Below are 15045 nucleotides of genomic sequence, written 5' to 3'. Positions count from 1 at the left end.
AGCAAACCTCATTCGGCAATGGAAGGCCATGGCCGACTACCATCCTGTTGTGGACAACATTGACAGGATGCTGATCGGTCAGCTCCAGGAGGACGCCACGCGTTCCTACGCCGAGCTCGGCAAGGCGGTGGGGCTGTCCAGCGGCGCCGCCCACGAGCGGGTGCGCAAACTCCGCGAACGCGGCGTCATCCGGCGCACCACCGTCGAGGTGGACCCGGTCGCCACGGGACGCGGCGTGCTCGCGTACGTCCTGGTGGACGGCAGCGTGTGGATGGGCGGCACGGCCGAGCCGCTCAAGGCCATCGACGGCGTCGAGGAGGCCCATGTCATCGCCGGGCCCGCCGCCGTCCTCGTCAAGGTCCGTACGGCCGGCACCGAGCAACTCCAGCACATCCTGCGCAAGATCTTCGCCATCGACGGCGTCACCGGCGCCCAGACCATCGTCGTGCTGGAGACCCTTTTCGATCGCCCGACACAGGTGACATAGGCTGCGCAGATGAGCAAGGCGCCGTGGAATTCCAAGGAGCTCACCGTCGGCCAGTTGTCGGAGCGCAGCGGCGTCGCGGTCTCCGCGCTGCACTTCTACGAGGCCAAGGGCCTGATCGTCAGCCGCCGCACCGCCGGCAACCAGCGCCGCTACTCGCGCGACACCCTGCGCCGGGTGGCCTTCATCCGGCTCGCCCAGCGCATCGGCATCCCGCTCAAGACCATCAAGGACGCCCTCGCCGAACTCCCCGAGGAGCGCACCCCCACCCGCGAGGACTGGGCCAAGCTGTCGGCCGCCTGGCGTACCGAGCTCGACGACCGCATCGAGCAGCTCCAGCGGCTGCGCGACGACCTGACCGACTGCATCGGCTGCGGCTGCCTGTCGCTCGACCGGTGCGTCCTGGCCAACCCCTTCGACCGCCTGGGCGACGAGGGGCCGGGAGCCAGGCGCATCGACACCCGGCTCTCCCCGGCCTCCAGTTGCGCGTCCTGCTAGGACTTCGCCGGCGGCACGATCAGGGTCGGGCGGTGGGCGTGGTGCAGCACGTGGTTGGACACGCTGCCCAGCAGCACGGAACGCACCCCGGCAAGACCCCGCGAACCGGTCACGATGACGGAGGCGTCGATCTCCTCGGCCGCGTCCACGATGGTGCGCCAGATCGACTCGCGATCGGCCACCGCGCGGGCGGTCACGTCGGTCAGGCCCGCCTTCACGGCCAGCTCGGCGCCCTCCTGGGCCTGCTGCTCGGCCAGCTCCTTCCACTCCTCGCCCTGGTCGGTGATCAGCGCGGGACCGGCGATGGGATGCCTCCTGAGCTGCACCAGCAGCGGCTCCCACACCGTGAGCACGACGGTGGCCTCATGGGCGAGATGCTTGCCCGCGAACTCGATGGCGGCCTTCGCGTCGGCGGAACCGTCATAGGCGATCAAGATGGTCATGGCGACGTCCCTTCTCCCTAGTCACCCCGTAGAGCAATGCGAAGATCAGCCCGATTCCGCCGCCGCGTGTCTACTGGGTCACACCGGCGGCCACGCCTCGCCCCACGCGGTGTCGCGGGCCGCGCGGTAGAGCTCGCCGTCGCGCTTGGAGACGTTCCTGTCGCCGACGCCCTCGCCGCACAACGTCAGCGTCACCAGCCCCTTCCTGGTACGCGGATGCCGCAGCACGCGCGCCCCAGGCGGCGTGACCGGATCGGTGGTCGCCACCACATAGGAGAACTTCTCGTCCTCGAAACCCAGCGAGCCCGCCTTGAGCCGCCGGTGCAGGCTCTCGCGCGGCAGCCGGGCGGCGAAGTGGCACCAGTCGCCCGGCCCGAGCGGGCACGCGCCGTCGTGGGGGCAGGGGGCGGCGATGTTCATGCCCAGCTCCACCAGGAGGTCACGCGCGGCCAGCACCCGCTCATACCCCTCCGGCGAGCCGGGCTCGACCACCGCCAGCATCCCGGCCCGCCCGGCCAGCCGCCTGACCAGCGGCAGCCTGGCCGCCTCGGGAAGCTCACCCAGCACGTACGACACGGTCACCAGGTCGGCCGGCTCCGTGGTGACGTCCTTGGCCAGGTCGGCCTGGCGCCAGGCGGCCCGCCGTACCCCGGGATGGGGGGAACGGGCGGCCAGGGCGCGGCCGAGGCCCGCCGCCGCGCGGTCGCGCTCCAGGACGGTCACCTCGGCCAGGTCCGGCCAGCAGTCTGCGGCGGCCCAGACCGCGGCGCCGGTGCCGCCCCCCACGTCCAGGTGCGTACGCGGGCGGAAACCCGGCGCCACGGCCGCCGCCTGACCCAGCGCGGACCGCACGGCGGCGAACGTCGCGGGCATGCGGACGGCGGCATAGGCGGCGACGTCGGTCGCCGACCGCAGCGCGGGCCGGTCGATGGGACGGTGGTAACGCGCCGTGAGCTCGGCGGCCGAGGCGGCCAGGTCGTGCTCGCGGTGGGAGTCGAGCTCTTCGGTCAGGGCATGCCTGAGCTCGGCAGGCAGGGCATACAACAGGAGACTCCTCGGCTGGGTCCTCGGCCTGCATGGGCACGTCCTGGGGATCGCCAGGCAGGCTAACTCCGCGGCGGCGGGCGCGTCATCCGGTTTTCCGGCGTCAGTGCTGGGCCATGTCGACGAAGCGGCTGTAGTGGCCCTGGAAGGCCACGGTGACGGTGGCGGTGGGGCCGTTACGGTGCTTGCCCACGATCAGATCCGCCTCGCCCGCACGCGGCGACTCCTTCTCGTAGGCGTCCTCGCGATGCAGCAGGATGACCATGTCCGCATCCTGCTCGATCGAGTTGTGGACGCTGATCCCGTTGGCCACGAAGTTGTGGGTGCCGAGCACGGTCGCGTCGTAGACCGGCTGCTCTCCCAGGCTTTCGACGGAGGCGATCTCATCCCAGAACACGTCGTTCGTGGCGAGGATGTCCAGCTCCGCGTCGTCGAGAATGGCGGCGATCTTTCCCAGCCGGCCGCGGCTGGGCGCGGGCTTCCCCGTCGCGCCGCCGGAGAGCTGGGCGGCGAACTGGCGGTGGGTGGTTCCCCGCTCCGTCAGGACGTCGCGCACGCGCTCCCACACCTCACGCGGAACGGTGTCGACGCCGGTGTCGCCGGTGACCTTCCGGAGCGAATCGGTGCACCGGCCGGCCTGGGCGGACCCCTCGCCGTGCACCCCCACCTCGTCCAGGAAGCGGAGCTGGTTCTCCGCGTCGTCGATCACCAGCTGATATCCCGGCCGGTGGTCGTCGTCCTTCCGGATCTTCCTCACCCGCGTCATCACGTTGAAGCGCATCAGCAGTCGCGCCACGTCGTCGACCAGGCGCCGGCTGCCGGAGGCATAGGAGATCCGCGTCCGCCCGGCCTTCTCGTCCCACCAGACGCATCCGCCGCTCGCCCACAGGTGCCGCAGGAACAGCGCGATCTGCCGCTTGGAGAGCGAGAAGACACCGTCGGGGACGAACATCTCGTGGCCGCGCGGCCCGGAACCCGCGCCGTCACCGGCCACGCGTCCGAGCAGGATCACCTGGTCGTCCGGCCACTCCTGGAGCCGGCGGGGCGCCGGGGTGTGGCGTGGGACGGCGAGGCGGGCGCCCGTGGTCAGCTCGCCCAGGGGGCGCCAGCCGTCCAGGGTCATGAAGGGGTGATTGGCGGTCGCGTCGATCTCCCGCCCCGACCGCAGCCGCAGCCGGAAGACCTCCTTCACCCCGCTGGGAAACACGTGGGTCATGGTTCTGGGGACGAGCCGGAGCCGCTCGTCCAGCGACCACACCGGGATGTCGCGCGCCCCGGACTCCAAAAGTTCACCCAGCGACACCTCCGCCCCGGTGTCGGCCCGCAGGACGCGGGTGGCGGCGGTGAGACAGCCGGATTCGCGCAGGTCGCTCACCTGGGGGCGTTTGTCCGTGCGTTGTTCGGGACCGCGGTTGAGCTGGGACATCGCGATGACCGGGACCTCGAGCTCCTTGGCCAGCAGCTTGATGCCTCGCGAGATCTCCGAGACCTCGTTCTGGCGGCTCTCGGTCTTCTTCGGCGAGCTCATGAGCTGGAGGTAGTCGATGATGACGAAGCGCAGGTCGTGGCGCTGTTTGAGGCGCCGGCACTTGGCCCGGATCTCCATCATGGACATGTTCGGCGAGTCGTCGATGAACAGCGGCGCCTCGGCCACCTCGCTCATCCGGCGGGCCAGGCGGGTCCAGTCGTCGTCGCTCATCATGCCCGAGCGCATCGCGTGCAGCGCGACCCTGGCCTCGGCGGAGAGCAGGCGCATGGTGATCTCGTTGCGCGACATCTCCAGGGAGAAGATGACCGTGGTCATCCCGTTCTTGATCGCCGCCGACCGGGCGAAGTCCAGGCCCAGGGTGCTGTTGTGGGTGGGGACGCAGGCCCTGCTCGCCAGGTACATGTGGTCGGGGTTGTCGACCTCGACGCAGCGGACCGGGCGCGAGGCGATCGGGCGGACGGCGACGACGTGACGGGCGCCGGTGGTGGAGAGCTCGATCGTGTGGCCGGAGGCGCTCAGGCTCGCGTGGTGGCCGAGGCTGAGGATCAGCTCAAGGGTGTCCTCGGCGAGCCGCCGGTTGGCCAGCGTGAGCTCCGTGCCTGCCAGGGAGTCGAGGAGACCGGCCAGGAGGTCGCGGCGCTGCCGCTCCGAGGCGCGCAGGTACGCGCTGGGGATGCCGGCGGGTTCAGCGGCGCTGAGTAGGCGGCCCAGTTCGTGGGGAGGCGTGGGCAGGGAGCGCTCAGGGAGGTCGAAGGCGGCGGCAAGCGGGACCGCGTGGTTCGAGCGCAGCGTGGCGGCGATCTCCTCCGTGGTCACCACCGCGGTGGTCTCCAGCGTCGCCACGGCCCCGCGGCGGGCGGGAAGGCTTCCGGCGGGCGTGGTGGTCCGCCACTGGTGCTGGGCGTCGGCGACGATCACCGTGCCGTCGCCGAACTCCACCTCGTAGCACGGCCTGCCGTACATGATCTCCGTGGCCGCCACGACGCGGGTCGGTCTGCCGTCGGCTCCGATCAGGTGGTCGCCGACGGCGACCTGCCCCATCGTGGTCCAGCCCGTGGGCGTGGGCAGCGGGGTGTCGAGCGCGAGGGCCTTGCCCATGGCGGGGCGGGCGGCAACGACGATCATCTGCCCCGGGTGGAGGCCGTTGGTGAGCTGGTCGAGGTCCTGGAAGCCGGTGGGGACGCCGACCATGTGCCCGCCGCGGCTGCCGATGGCCTCCAGCTCGTCGAGGGCGCCCGGCATGATCTCCGACAGCGGGCGGTAGTCCTCGGAGGTGCGCCGTTCGGTGACCTTGTAGATCTCCGCCTGGGCGCGGTCGACCAGGTCGTCGACCTCCTCGTTCTGGCCGCCGTAGCCGTAGGAGACGATGCGGGTGCCGGCCTCGATGAGGCGGCGCAGGATGGCCTGCTCGCGCACGATCTTCGCGTAGTAGCCCGCGTTGGCGGCCGTCGGGACGACCGCGGTCAGCGTGTGGAGGTAGGCGGCGCCGCCGACCCTGGCCATCTCGCCGCGCTTCTGCAGCTCGTCGAAGACGGTGACGGCGTCGGCGGGCTCGCCCCGGCCGTAGAGGTCGGTGATGACGTCGTGGATGATCTGGTGGGCGGGCCGGTAGAAGTCGTCGGAGCGCAGGATCTCGATGACGTCGGCGATGGCGTCCTTGGACAGCAGCATGCCGCCCAGCACCGACTGCTCCGCCTCAATGTTGTGGGGCGGGGTACGTTCGAAACTGGGGCCGCCGCTGCCCGGCTCTTCGTCGTCCATGCTCACCGCGCCCCCTCGAACTAGCAGGCGGTCGCACCACCCCCACTTGTAGCCGACCGGTCTGACAGTTTCGCGGGTTCCGCGAGGTACGGCAACGCGGCCTGTGGACAAGCCTGTGGCCAAGCTGTGCACGACTCGCCTCAGGGTGTGGGAGCACTGTGGACAGCCCTGGGGATAACTCTGGACAGCACCCCCAGACATGCCGTTGACCTGCGGAAACAATGTCCACCGATTGTGGAGGAAAGAAAGTTGCCGCGACACGCCGCGTAAGGCTCATACTAGACGAATGCCCATTACCACCCAGGATCGGGAGATTCTCCGGCTAGCCGTGCCCGCCTTCGGCGCGCTGGTCGCCGAACCGCTTTTCCTGCTCGCCGACTACGCCATCGTCGGCCACGGACTGGGCACCACCGCGGTCGGCGCGCTGGGGGTCGCCGGCACCGTGCTCGCGACCGTGGTGAACCTCTGCGTCTTCCTCGCCTACGGCACCACCGCCTCCGTCGCCCGCCTCACCGGAGCCGGCGAGCACGCGCGGGCCATGCGCAGCGGCGTGGACGGTCTCTGGCTGGCGATCGGCATCGGACTGGCCGTGATCGTGGCCGGCTGGCCGCTCGCGCCCGCCGTGGTCGGCCTGTTCGGCGCGGCGCCCGACCAGGCCGGGCAGGCCGTCGTCTACCTGCGCATCAGCCTGCTCGGCGTCCCGGGCATGCTCGTGGTGCTGGCCGGCACCGGCGTGCTGCGCGGACTGCAGAACACGCTCGCCCCGCTCGTCGTCGCGATCGGCTCGTTCGCGCTGAACGCCGCGCTCAACGCCTGGTTCGTCCTCGGGCTCGACTGGGGCATCGCCGGCTCGGCCTGGGGCACGGTCGCCGCCCAGACCGCGGGCGCCGCCGTCTACCTCGTGATCGTGGTCCGGGGCGCGCGGGCCAGGGACGTCTCGCTGCGTCCCGACTGGGCGGGGATCGGGAGGGCGGGCACGGCCGGGTTCGCGCTCCTGGTGCGGACCGTCTGCCTGCGCGTGGTCCTCGTCGTCGCGACCGTGGTGGCCACCCGCATGGGCCGTCCGGAACTGGCCGCGTACGCCATCGCCACCCAGGTCTGGACGCTCCTGGCCTTCGCCCTCGACGCGATCGCCATCGCCGGGCAGGCGATCACCGGGCGGGCGCTCGGCGCCGGGGACGTGGCCGCGACCAGGGCGGCGACCAAGCGGATGGTGCGCTGGGGGCTGTGGTCGGGGGTCGTGCTGGGCGCGCTGGTGCTGGTGGCCAGGCCGTGGGTGCCGGGGCTGTTCGCCGCCGACCCGCAGGTCACCGCGGAGTTGCTGGCCGTACTGTGGCCGGTCGCGCTCTTCCAGCCGATCTGCGGGATCGTGTTCGTCCTCGACGGCGTGCTCATCGGCGCGGGCGACCAGAGGTACCTGGCGTGGGCCGGGGTGTGGACGACGCTCGCCTACCTTCCCGCCGCCCTGCTCGCCTCCGGATGGGGCATCGTTGCGCTTTGGTGCGCGCTAGGGGTGTGGATGGTGGCAAGACTGATCACGCTGGTACGGCGGGCCGCCGGCACTGCATGGCTGGTGACCGGGGCGTAACCGTCCCGTGCTTGTCGTCGGGTGAGCGGTGAGGCACTGTGAGCGAGTTCACAGAGCTGGGTGGGTTGCCCTTGTCCACGATCTTACGCCGTTTACCACCGTCCGAGGCCACCGGGTTACGCACAGGCGCCCGGCACCGCCTCGCGCAACTCTACCGTCCCGCCGACCTCGTGGTCCTCGGCCTCGGGGCGACGATCGGCGCCGGCATCTTCAGCATCGCCGGAGTCCAGGCGGCCACCGCCGCCGGTCCCGGCGTGCTCGTCTCCTTCATGATCGCGGGCATCGCCTGCCTGCTGGCGGCCCTGTGCTACGCCGAGCTGTCCTCCACGATGCCGACCTCCGGCACCGCCTACACCTTCGCCTACGTCATCTTCGGCGAGGTCTGGGCGTGGATCATCGGGTGGGCGCTCATCCTGGAGCTGCAACTCGCCTCCGCGGTCGTGGCCAGGGCGTGGGCCCTGTACGCCGCCCAGTTGCTGACCGACTTCGGCATCCGCCTGCCGTACCCGGAGGCGTTCTCCAACGGGTTCGCCCTGTTCATCCTGGCGCTGCTGACCGGCATCGTCTCGCTCGGCGCGCACATCGGGCTCCGGGCGCTGTGGGTGATCGTCGGCGCCAAGCTGCTCGCCATCGCCGCGGTGCTGGTCGTCGGCGCGCTGCACATCGACGTGGCCAACTTCGGCGACTTCTTCGTGGAGGCCAAGCCCTCGCCGACGCCGCCGGACACGGTGCTGGAGGTGGTGTTCGGGCAGAGCCAGACGTTCGGCTGGTTCGGGGTGTTCGCCGCCGCCTCGGCGATCGCCTTCGCCTACATCGGGTTCGACCTGGTGACGACGGCCGCGGAGGAGACGGTCAACGCGCGGCGGGCCGTACCGAAAGGTGTCATCAGGAGCCTGGTGATCGCCACGGTCATCTACCTCGGCGTCGCGATCGTGATGATCGGCATGGTCCCGTACGAACGGATCGACGTCGACGCGCCGCTGTCGGGCGCGTTCAGGATCGCGGGCGTCGACTGGATGGTGCACGTCATCGACGTCGGCGCGGTGCTCGGCCTGACCACGGTCATCCTGGTGCTGCTGGTCGGGCAGACGCGCGTGATGTTCTCCATGGCCCGCGACGGCCTGCTCCCCCGCGGCCTGGCCACGATCAGCCGCCGCTTCCACACCCCCTCACGGGTGACATGGGTGATCGGCGTGATCGCGATGCTGCTCACCCAGTTCGTGCCGGTGCTCACGCTGCAGGAACTCGTGGTGCTGGGCGCGCTGTTCGCCTACATGTTCGTGGCGGTGGGCGTGATCGCGATGCGCCACCGCCTGCCCGACCTGGAGCGCGGCTTCACGGTGCCGCTCTCGCCGTGGCTGCCGGGCCTGTCGATCGTGGCGACCGTCTGGCTGATGATCAACCTTCAGGTCGTCACGTGGGGGTGGTTCGCGCTGTGGATGGCCTTCGGCCTCGTGGCCTATCTCCTGTACGGCAAGCACCACAGCCTCCTGGCCGCCGACCAGGCCAAGGCCGGCCGGGGCCGGCACAGACGCTAGAACCGCCCGGACTCCAGCACGGTGCTGAGGAAGTCGCGGGTACGCGCGTGCTCGGGATCGGTGAAGATCTTCTCCGGCGGCCCCTTCTCCAGCAGCACGCCGTCGTCCAGGAAGCACACCGTGTCGGCGATGTCGCGGCAGAAGCCCATCTCGTGGGTCGTGAGGATCATCGTCATGCCGGCGTCCTTGAGCTCCCTGATGACGCCCAGCACCTCGCGGACCAGCGCGGGGTCGAGCGCCGAGGTCACCTCGTCCAGCAGCATCAGCCTGGGCCGCACGGCCAGCGCCCGGATGATCGCCACCCGCTGCTGCTGCCCGCCCGAGAGCCGGTCGGGATAGGCCCCGGCCTTGTCCGCCAGCCCGAACCTGGCCAGCAGTTCCCGAGCCCGCTCCTCCGCCTCCCGCCTGCCCATCCCGTGGACCTGCCGGGGCGCCAGCGTGACGTTGTCGAGCACGCTCATGTGCGGGAACAGGTTGTACGCCTGGAACACGGTCCCGATCCGCCTGCGCACGTCGTCGACGTTCACGCGCGGATCGGTGATCTCCTGCCCCTCCAGGTACACGGCGCCGTCGTCGACCGTCTCCAGCAGGTTCACGCAGCGCAGCAGGGTCGACTTGCCGGAGCCAGAGGCCCCGATCAGGCAGACGACCTCGTGGGAGCGTACCTCCAGGTCGATGCCGCGCAGCACGTGGTGGCCGTCGAAGTTCTTCCAGACGCCCTCGATCGTCAGCACGCTCATGCCCCGCGCCGCCTTCGGGATCGGGCGGCCAGGTAGTCGGTGAACCTGGCCATCGGGATGGTCAGCAGGATGAACAGCAGCGCCGCCACCAGGTAGGAGGTGTAGTTGAACGTCTTGGCGGCGTAGATCTGCGCCGCGCGCAGCGCCTCGATGGCGCCGATGGTCGCCACCAGCGCCGTGTCCTTCTGCAGCGAGATGAAGTCGTTGAGCAGCGGCGGCACGACCCGCCTGGTCGCCTGCGGAAGCACCACGAACCGCATGGTCTTCGCGTGGCTCAGGCCCAGCGACCTGGCCGAGGCCACCTGACTCGGATGGATGGAGTCGATGCCCGACCTGAACACCTCGGCCACGTACGCGCTGTAGGACAGCGTCAGCGCGATGACGCCCAGCGTCACCGGGTCGGACGGAACACCCTGGAGGTTGAGCGCCGGAAAGCCGAAGCCGACCAGGTAGATCAGCAGCAGCGTGGGGACGCCGCGGAAGAAGTCGACGTAGAGGACCGCCAGCACCCGCAGCGGGAAGAAGACCGGGGCCTTCAGCCCTCGCGCGAGCGCCACCAGCAGCCCGACCACGAGAATCAGCGGCTCGGCGATCAGGAAGATCTTCACGTTGAGCAGGAAGGCTTCCGCCACGTCCGGCAGCGCCCTCATGAAGTGTTCCGGGTTGAAGAAGGTCTCCTGGACCCGCGGCCACCCCGGCGCGTTGACCACCACCCCCGCGACCAGGAGCAGGAGGATGATCGTCGAGCCCGTGGCGACCGACACCGAGCGGCGGGCCCGGGACTTCCGGACCCGCTCCCGCTCGACCTGCCGATCGCTCTTGACCCAGGCGGTGGTCACTTCAGTTCCGGCGCCCCGGCGGCAGAGCCCAGCCAGGTCTGCTCGATCCTGGCCAGCTCACCCTTGGACTTCAGCGCCTCGACGGCCTTGTCCACGCAGGGCTTCAGCGCGCTGCCCTTCTGCATGACCAGCCCGAACTCCTCCGGCGCGCCCCCGGTCGAGCTGAACTGGCCGACGATCTTGGAGTTCTCGACCTGGGCGGCGGTCACGTAGAAAGCGGTCGGCAGGTCCACCACGAGGGCGTCGACCTGCTTGTTCTTCAGCGCGGTGACCGCGTCGATCTGCTCGTTGTACACGTTGGGGTCGGTGGCCGGCTGGATGACGCCCTTCACCGCGTCCAGCGAGGTGGTGCCGACCTGGACGCCGATCTTGGCGTCCTTGAGCTCGGCCAGGCTCTTCGCGCCCGCGTACTTGCCGCCCTCGACGGCCACGATCGCCTGCTTGACCGTGTAGTAGCCCTTAGAGAAGTCGACGACGTTGGCGCGGTCAGGCGTGATCGAGACCTGGTTGACGTCGAAGTCGAACGCCTTCGGCCCCGGCGCGAACGCCGAGTCGAACTTCACCGTGTTCCACTGCACCTCGTCCCGGTCGAACCCCAGCTCACCGGCTACGGCGAAGGCCACGGCACTCTCGAACCCCTGCCCGTTGGACGGGTCGTCGTCCTTGAACCACGGGTCGTAGGCGGGCTTGTCGGTGCCGATGGTCAGCTTGCCGGCGGTGGTGAGCTTGAGCTGGTCTTTGGTGCAGGCGGTGGAGGTCGCGGGGGCCGCGCTGGCGCCCGTGGTGTTGTCGGCCGGTGCACAGGCGACTACGGCGGCCGCGAGCGCGCCTAGCGCGAACAGCATCGGGGGACGGACCATGGCTGAGCCTCCAGGGAACACGGGGAAGAACGTTCCACATTCTACTGTGGACAGCTAGGAAATAAGCCACGACCAGCCCTTACACCCCGTAACCCACAACCCCCCGATCGCCAGCCCCGATCACCCGCAACCGGATACGCCGCGTGCCCAGCCCAGCCCAGCCCAGTCCAGCCCAGCACACGCCAGGCACCGAGGGCGGCCAGACCAGGGCTCGGTCAGGCAGCGGCGCTGGGCAGGGTGCGGCAGGCGGCTGGCGAGACGAGGTGGGTGGGCAGAATGGCTGGTCAAGGGGGGCCGTTGCGGTGGGGAGCACGTCCGACGTGAGAAGCGATCCCCACGATCGGCGGAAACCCACGGCGGCGGGTGGCGTGGGGGTGGCGGAGCCGTAACGGAAAGGGCTTCTCGAACAGCACCACAACGGGCAGAGCCCCCTCCCGCAGCAGCGGGAGAGGGCCCTGAACGGAGCTGACGACTCAGCCGGCGATGACTTCCACGTCGATGGAGGCGGATACCTCCGGGTGGAGCTTGACGCTGACCTTGTGGCTGCCGAGGCTCTTGATCGGGTTGACGATCTCGATGCGGCGGCGGTCGAGGATCGGGCCGCCGGCGGCCTTGACCGCGTCGGCGACGTCGCCCGTGGTGACCGAGCCGAACAGGCGGCCGCTGTCGCCGGCGCGGGTGGCCAGCTTGACCTTGAGGGCGCCGAGCTGGCCGGCGACCTCCTTGGCGGTGCCGAGGTCGCGGATCTCGCGGGCGTCACGAGCCTTCTTGATGGACTCGATCTGCTTCTCGCCGCCACGCGTCCAGCGGATCGCGAAGCCGCGCGGGATCAGGTAGTTGCGGCCGTAGCCGTCCTTGACCTCGACGACGTCGCCGGGGGCGCCGAGGCCGGAGACCTCGTTGGTGAGGATGAGCTTCATATCGACGAAACCTCCCTTAGCGCGCGGTGCTCGTGTAAGGCAGCAGAGCCACCTCACGCGCGTTCTTGATCGCGGTCGCCACGTCGCGCTGGTGCTGGGTGCAGTTGCCCGTCACCCGGCGTGCACGGATCTTGCCGCGGTCGGAGATGAACTTCCGCAGCAGAGCCGTGTCCTTGTAGTCGACGTAGGAGATCTTGTCGTGGCAGAACAGGCAAACCTTCTTCTTGGGCTTGCGCAGTGCCGGCTTAGCCATCGTGGTGCTCCTTTCAGAGCCCCGCTGTGATGCGGGAATGGACTCGGGCTTGTGGACTGGTGATTAGAAAGGCGGTTCGTCGCTGAAGTCGTTGCCGCCGCCGAAGCCGCCGCCGCCCTGCTGCTGCTGCTGACCGCCGCCGTAGCCGCGGTCGCCGCCGCCGCCACCGAAGCCGCCGCCCTGGGACGGGGCCGGGGACGCCGAGGCCCACGGGTCGTCGGCGGGACCGCCGCCGAACCCGCCGCCACCGCCGCCGCCACCACCCTGACGGGAGGTGCGGTTGACCTTGGCGGTGGCGTTGCGCAGAGACGGGCCGACCTCGTCGACCTCGACCTCGTAAACGGTGCGCTTCTCGCCTTCCTTGGTCTCGTAAGACCGCTGCTTGAGCCGCCCCTGGACGATGACCCGCATGCCGCGCTGCAGCGACTCGGCGGCGTTCTCGGCCGCCTGACGCCACACGTTGCAGGTCAGGAAGAGGCTTTCGCCGTCCTTCCACTCGTTGGTCTGGCGATCCATGAACCGCGGAGTGGACGCGACTCGGAAGCGGGCCACGGCTTGACCCGTAGGGGTGAAGCGCAGCTCCGGGTCGTCGACGAGGTTGCCGACGATGGTGATGACGGTGTCGCCTGCTGCCATGGCTAGGAGCCTTCCTGAACTTCTTGGGTTACCGGCTCAGAGTACGGCTGCCGCCCGACAAAAGCCGGGCAACAAGCTTGCTTAGTGCACGTCGGGGCGGAGGACCTTGGTGCGCATGATGCCCTCGTTGAGGTTCATCTGGCGGTCGAGCTCCTTGACCGTCGCGGGCTCCGCGGACAGGTCGATGACGGCGTAGATGCCTTCCGACTTCTTGTCGATGTCGTAGGCGAGGCGGCGACGGCCCCAGACGTCGACCTTCTCCACGGTGCCGCCGTCGTTGCGGACGACGGTGAGGAACTGGTCGAGGGACGGCGCCACAGTGCGCTCATCGAGCGAAGGGTCCAGGATGACCATTACTTCGTAACGACGCATGCGGGACTCCAACCTCCTCTGGACTCTTGCGGTCACGACGATCTGTCGTGACAGGAGGACGCTGACGTTTCTGCCCCGGCGCCCCTTTCGGCGCCAAAGGTCAATCACAACGCAGCCTGACCAGGTTACCAGCCGCTCACGGATGGGAAGGCCTGTAAGGACAAGGGGGTGGTGACCGTGCCACACATGCTGGAACCGTCCGACAGCGAACGCTCCATGCTCGCCCTCAACAGCGACGGCCACGCGCATCCGCGCGAGAACGCCCTGGCGGTCGCGACCCTGGTCGTCGGCCTCGTGGCGTTCGTGGCGACGTTCTTCACCGGCGGGCACGTCGTGGCGTCGTGGGCCGGCGCGCTCGGCTTCGGCATGGGCCTGTACTCGCAGTACGTCTCGGTGACCACGGGCGAGCGGGTGCTCAACATCATCGGCATCGTCGCGGCGTTCGTCGGCGTGGCGCTCGGCATCGCGCGCGGCGGCTTCCTCCCGTAACGGGCTTCCGGCTATGGAAAATCTGTGGGGCCGCGAGGGCCCCGCAGACTCATCCGCCCAGGTGCAGATCGACACCGAGCAGGATCAGGAACCACAGGAATATGGCCAGCAACGCCTCGGCCAGGTCTTTGAGCAGGGCCGGGGTGATGTAGTCGTACACCCACGCGACGTAGATGCCGACGATGACGTAGATCAGGAATATCAGGCTCACGCCTCTGCGGTACAGCGCCATCACGCTCCTCAGATGGTCGGGGGGCTCCAGGCGACTGCCCTGAGAACGTCGGACCAAACGGCTAGTCTCAAGCCATGGTGCTCATCGGTGCTCATGTCGACCAGGACGATCCCGCCGCCCACGCCGCCGAGGTCGGCGCCGAGGTGGTGCAGTTCTTCCTCGGCGACCCGCAGGGCTACAAGGGCCCGGTGCTGCCGGACAAGCCGGTCGAGGGGGTGGAGATCTACATCCACGCCCCCTACCTGGTCAACGTGGCCACCACCAACAACAAGATCAGGATCCCCAGCCGCAAGCTGCTCACCCAGCACCTGACGGCCGCCGCCGACCTCGGCGCCAAGGGCCTGATCGTCCACGGCGGCCACGTCGGCAACAACGACGACCCGCAGGTCGGCTTCGACAACTGGCGCAAGGTGTTCGAGCGCCTGGAGGAGACCCGCATCCCCGTCCTCATCGAGAACACCGCGGGCGGCGGCAACGCGATGGCGCGCAAGCTGGATCGCATCGCCCGGCTGTGGGAGGCGCTCGACGGCTTCGACGTCGGTTTCTGCCTCGACACCTGCCACGCCCACGCCGGCGGCGAGGAGCTGATCGACCTGGTCGACCGGGTCAAGGCCATCACCGGCCGCATCGACCTGGTCCACTGCAACGACTCGCGCGACGACTTCGACTCCGGCGCCGACCGCCACGCCAACCTCGGCGAGGGGAAGATCGACCCCGAGCTGATCCTCGCGGTCTGCCGGGCCGCCGGCGCCCCCGTCATCGTCGAGACCCCCGCGGCGGGCCAGGCGGAGGACATCGCCTTCCTCCGCAAGAACCTCTGATACCCACAGCCTGTGGATAACTTCCCTGGATTACCGAG

17 protein-coding genes are annotated in these 15045 nt (G+C 69.6%); 6 read left to right on the top strand and 11 right to left on the bottom strand.

The features are described 5' to 3' along the window. Positions 1-49 precede the first annotated feature (49 nt). Positions 50-487, top strand: a complete 438-nt coding sequence (locus tag ACIBEJ_RS40190; protein ID WP_397188199.1) for an Lrp/AsnC family transcriptional regulator — start codon at positions 50-52, stop codon at positions 485-487. Between the two features lie 9 nt (positions 488-496). Next, positions 497-982, top strand: coding sequence for a redox-sensitive transcriptional activator SoxR (gene soxR, locus ACIBEJ_RS40185; RefSeq protein WP_397188198.1), 486 nt, complete (start codon positions 497-499; stop codon positions 980-982). Here soxR and ACIBEJ_RS40180 read toward each other — a convergent pair. The 3 genes from ACIBEJ_RS40180 to dnaB all read right to left on the bottom strand — a co-directional run bounded on the left by ACIBEJ_RS40180 (position 979) and on the right by dnaB (position 5725). After that, the gene (locus ACIBEJ_RS40180) at positions 979-1425 is read right to left on the bottom strand and encodes a universal stress protein (RefSeq protein WP_397188197.1); all 447 of its coding nucleotides are present in this window, start codon (positions 1423-1425) and stop codon (positions 979-981) included. The genes soxR and ACIBEJ_RS40180 overlap by 4 nt on opposite strands. 78 nt (positions 1426-1503) lie before the next feature. Next, positions 1504-2469: a small ribosomal subunit Rsm22 family protein gene (locus tag ACIBEJ_RS40175; protein WP_397188196.1), complete on the bottom strand. Its 966-nt coding sequence runs from the start codon at positions 2467-2469 to the stop codon at positions 1504-1506. A 103-nt stretch (positions 2470-2572) separates the two neighbouring features. Beyond that, positions 2573-5725: a replicative DNA helicase gene (dnaB, locus tag ACIBEJ_RS40170; protein WP_397188195.1), complete on the bottom strand. Its 3153-nt coding sequence runs from the start codon at positions 5723-5725 to the stop codon at positions 2573-2575. 280 nt (positions 5726-6005) lie between these two features. Between dnaB and ACIBEJ_RS40165 the strand changes: the two genes are divergently transcribed. Beyond that, positions 6006-7307 carry an MATE family efflux transporter gene (locus tag ACIBEJ_RS40165; protein ID WP_397188194.1) on the top strand — a complete coding sequence of 434 codons (1302 nt, stop codon included), beginning with the start codon at positions 6006-6008 and terminating at the stop codon, positions 7305-7307. 170 nt (positions 7308-7477) lie between these two features. Next, positions 7478-8845, top strand: coding sequence for an amino acid permease (locus tag ACIBEJ_RS40160; RefSeq protein WP_397188193.1), 1368 nt, complete (start codon positions 7478-7480; stop codon positions 8843-8845). On the opposite strand, the gene ACIBEJ_RS40155 is transcribed toward ACIBEJ_RS40160, so the two are convergent. From ACIBEJ_RS40155 to rpsF, 7 genes are all read right to left on the bottom strand, one after another. Continuing rightward, entirely contained in the window at positions 8842-9585 is a 744-nt protein-coding gene (locus ACIBEJ_RS40155) for an amino acid ABC transporter ATP-binding protein (RefSeq protein ID WP_397188192.1), read from the bottom strand. The genes ACIBEJ_RS40160 and ACIBEJ_RS40155 overlap by 4 nt on opposite strands. After that, a complete protein-coding gene (locus tag ACIBEJ_RS40150; protein WP_397188191.1) occupies positions 9582-10424 on the bottom strand; it encodes an amino acid ABC transporter permease in 843 nt (280 codons plus the stop codon). The genes ACIBEJ_RS40155 and ACIBEJ_RS40150 overlap by 4 nt, the downstream gene beginning before the upstream one ends. Next, positions 10421-11284: an ABC transporter substrate-binding protein gene (locus tag ACIBEJ_RS40145; RefSeq protein WP_397188190.1), complete on the bottom strand. Its 864-nt coding sequence runs from the start codon at positions 11282-11284 to the stop codon at positions 10421-10423. The genes ACIBEJ_RS40150 and ACIBEJ_RS40145 overlap by 4 nt, the downstream gene beginning before the upstream one ends. Positions 11285-11757: 473 nt before the next feature. Further along, a complete protein-coding gene (gene rplI, locus ACIBEJ_RS40140; protein ID WP_397188189.1) occupies positions 11758-12204 on the bottom strand; it encodes a 50S ribosomal protein L9 in 447 nt (148 codons plus the stop codon). Positions 12205-12220: 16 nt separating this feature from the next. Beyond that, positions 12221-12457, bottom strand: coding sequence for a 30S ribosomal protein S18 (rpsR, locus tag ACIBEJ_RS40135; protein ID WP_020543048.1), 237 nt, complete (start codon positions 12455-12457; stop codon positions 12221-12223). 63 nt (positions 12458-12520) lie between these two features. Further along, on the bottom strand, positions 12521-13093 hold the full coding sequence (locus ACIBEJ_RS40130; RefSeq protein ID WP_397188188.1) for a single-stranded DNA-binding protein: 573 nt from the start codon (positions 13091-13093) through the stop codon (positions 12521-12523). Positions 13094-13174: 81 nt separating this feature from the next. Beyond that, a complete protein-coding gene (gene rpsF / locus ACIBEJ_RS40125) occupies positions 13175-13465 on the bottom strand; it encodes a 30S ribosomal protein S6 (RefSeq protein ID WP_184959149.1) in 291 nt (96 codons plus the stop codon). A gap of 186 nt (positions 13466-13651) precedes the next feature. Between rpsF and ACIBEJ_RS40120 the strand changes: the two genes are divergently transcribed. Next, positions 13652-13954 (top strand): hypothetical protein, encoded by a 303-nt coding sequence (locus tag ACIBEJ_RS40120; RefSeq protein ID WP_397188187.1) that lies wholly within the window; start codon positions 13652-13654, stop codon positions 13952-13954. Positions 13955-14003: 49 nt separating this feature from the next. Here ACIBEJ_RS40120 and ACIBEJ_RS40115 read toward each other — a convergent pair whose 3' ends face one another. After that, positions 14004-14165, bottom strand: a complete 162-nt coding sequence (locus ACIBEJ_RS40115; protein ID WP_397188186.1) for a hypothetical protein — start codon at positions 14163-14165, stop codon at positions 14004-14006. 95 nt (positions 14166-14260) lie between these two features. Here ACIBEJ_RS40115 and ACIBEJ_RS40110 point away from each other — a divergent pair, with 95 nt between their 5' ends. Continuing rightward, positions 14261-15007, top strand: a complete 747-nt coding sequence (locus ACIBEJ_RS40110) for a deoxyribonuclease IV (protein WP_397188185.1) — start codon at positions 14261-14263, stop codon at positions 15005-15007. Positions 15008-15045 lie beyond the last annotated feature (38 nt).

Origin of the sequence: Nonomuraea sp. NPDC050790, from assembly GCF_044456745.1 — a bacterium.
Classification (GTDB): domain Bacteria; phylum Actinomycetota; class Actinomycetes; order Streptosporangiales; family Streptosporangiaceae; genus Nonomuraea.
The sequence above is the reverse complement of the archived record's forward strand: the minus strand, read 5'-3'. Positions and strand labels throughout refer to the sequence as shown.

What these genes read in the sequence shown, in the direction of transcription:
- soxR (WP_397188198.1), top strand. Translation starts at nt 497, where the DNA reads ATGAGCAAGGCGCCGTGGAATTCCAAGGAGCTCACCGTCGGCCAGTTG.
- ACIBEJ_RS40180 (WP_397188197.1), bottom strand. Translation starts at nt 1,425, where the DNA reads ATGACCATCTTGATCGCCTATGACGGTTCCGCCGACGCGAAGGCCGCC.
- ACIBEJ_RS40165 (WP_397188194.1), top strand. Translation starts at nt 6,006, where the DNA reads ATGCCCATTACCACCCAGGATCGGGAGATTCTCCGGCTAGCCGTGCCC.
- ACIBEJ_RS40155 (WP_397188192.1), bottom strand. Translation starts at nt 9,585, where the DNA reads ATGAGCGTGCTGACGATCGAGGGCGTCTGGAAGAACTTCGACGGCCAC.
- ACIBEJ_RS40145 (WP_397188190.1), bottom strand. Translation starts at nt 11,284, where the DNA reads ATGGTCCGTCCCCCGATGCTGTTCGCGCTAGGCGCGCTCGCGGCCGCC.
- rplI (WP_397188189.1), bottom strand. Translation starts at nt 12,204, where the DNA reads ATGAAGCTCATCCTCACCAACGAGGTCTCCGGCCTCGGCGCCCCCGGC.
- rpsR (WP_020543048.1), bottom strand. Translation starts at nt 12,457, where the DNA reads ATGGCTAAGCCGGCACTGCGCAAGCCCAAGAAGAAGGTTTGCCTGTTC.
- ACIBEJ_RS40130 (WP_397188188.1), bottom strand. Translation starts at nt 13,093, where the DNA reads ATGGCAGCAGGCGACACCGTCATCACCATCGTCGGCAACCTCGTCGAC.
- rpsF (WP_184959149.1), bottom strand. Translation starts at nt 13,465, where the DNA reads ATGCGTCGTTACGAAGTAATGGTCATCCTGGACCCTTCGCTCGATGAG.
- ACIBEJ_RS40120 (WP_397188187.1), top strand. Translation starts at nt 13,652, where the DNA reads ATGCTGGAACCGTCCGACAGCGAACGCTCCATGCTCGCCCTCAACAGC.
- ACIBEJ_RS40110 (WP_397188185.1), top strand. Translation starts at nt 14,261, where the DNA reads ATGGTGCTCATCGGTGCTCATGTCGACCAGGACGATCCCGCCGCCCAC.